Here is a 1473-nt window from a genome sequence, read left to right as displayed (position 1 = left end):
GTGCCCCAAAATCATACTGGTGCCAAATATTTTCTCAGACCTGCTCCCGCGTTATTTACCAGCACATCGACTTTCCCGAATTTTTTGATGGTATTATTGACTACCTTCTTTACGTCATCCTCCCTGGTAACATCCCCTGTGATAAAAATCGCATTTCCACCTTCGTCGTTTATCTCGTTACAGGTTTTTTCAATATCTTCTCCGGTCCTGGCGGTCACAACGATATTTGCGCCTTCCCCGGCCAGTCTTTTCGCAATATATTCCCCGATACCTCTTCCGCTTCCGGTTACAATTATGGTCTTGTTCTCAAGTTTCATCCGGTCACTCCCTGATCGCTTTATTATGAGACGTCTCAAATATATGAAGCATCATAATAACTCAAATTACTTTCTAATGCAATGCAGCCAGGAACTCGATGGCTTCAACTTAAGACGCCTTTAGGATATTTGATATAATTCCTGAACTCTGTGATTGCTTTAATCCTTAGCTGCAACCTATCCTTATAGTAGTTCCCGGTAAAGCCATTACAGAATCGCCTTATCCTGTATTTTCTGTAATTTACAAAAAATTAGCCGCAGATGAATGCAGATATGAAGACAAATCTGCGTTCATCTGCGTGTATCTGCGGTTTTATTTCTCATGGATATTACGGTTACTTCCGAACTTCACTATAAGACCTGAGCATCAATTATACCTCACTATCCCCAGGTTGGCTCTGGAGATATATAGTTGCGATATCTAAGATTATCAATTCTGTTCGGATAGCTTGCAGAGTTCCCTCCAGAAGCAGAGACAGAGTATTTTGTGAGAGCAGAAGACGTTAAACCTGACGCAGTCCCCTGATATTTCTGAATATCATTTACATAAAAAGTCCAGGTATTTCCAGATCTGGTAACCTTATAACGCAAAATTCCAGTTGCTATCGTGCCGCTTCCAGCATCATAATTAATGACCGCAGAACCTCCGACAACAACTAAAAATCGATACGAATAGTAAGCACCAGCGCCAGCCCAGTTATTATTATCAATATAACTAAAATAATTAAGTCCCTGTTGTAAAGCATTCCCATACCCATCCCTGCCCTGATTGTAATAATCCCATTCCCATGCTCCATTTTGTGCTAATGTGGATGTAGATTTAATACGAGAACCCTGAGAACTGGAGTATAGACGTTTACTTGTCTTGCTATCCAGGGTTTCACTTTGCACAGAGAATGTCCCTGTTTCAACTGTCCAAATAGGATTGTTTGTGTAATCCCCATCCTCGAAATCATCGAAAAAGACAAAGGTTGCTATTCCATTACTTGCACTTGTCGCCGATGGATTATCATAGTAGAGATAAATATATGCGTTGTTTGGGCTTGCCGGTATCGAATCAACCTCAACCCATACCACGGCACTGCCCCCTGGCGTGTACGATTCTATCCAGTAGTTCAGTAATGTAGTTCAGGGATTTCCAAGTAAATAAATATCT

Annotated in this window: 2 protein-coding genes; both read right to left on the bottom strand. The window is 41.1% G+C overall.

Annotation, left to right across the window (positions count from 1 at the left end; translation table 11 throughout):
• Positions 1–11: 11 nt before the first annotated feature.
• Complete coding sequence (locus tag MNV_RS04845) at positions 12–317, bottom strand: SDR family NAD(P)-dependent oxidoreductase (protein WP_096204245.1); 306 nt, start codon at positions 315–317, stop codon at positions 12–14.
• A 381-nt stretch (positions 318–698) separates the two neighbouring features.
• Positions 699–1436: a DUF2341 domain-containing protein gene (locus tag MNV_RS04840; RefSeq protein ID WP_096204244.1), complete on the bottom strand. Its 738-nt coding sequence runs from the start codon at positions 1434–1436 to the stop codon at positions 699–701.
• Positions 1437–1473: the final 37 nt, after the last annotated feature.

Origin of the sequence: Candidatus Methanoperedens nitratireducens, from assembly GCF_900196725.1 — an archaeon.
GTDB classification, from domain to species: Archaea; Halobacteriota; Methanosarcinia; order Methanosarcinales; family Methanoperedenaceae; genus Methanoperedens; species Methanoperedens nitroreducens_A.
Note: the sequence above shows the minus strand (reverse complement) of the source record. Positions and strands in the feature narration are given on the sequence as shown.

Excerpts from the sequence above, each read along its gene's own strand:
- MNV_RS04845 (WP_096204245.1), bottom strand. The coding sequence starts at position 317 with ATGAAACTTGAGAACAAGACCATAATTGTAACCGGAAGCGGAAGAGGT.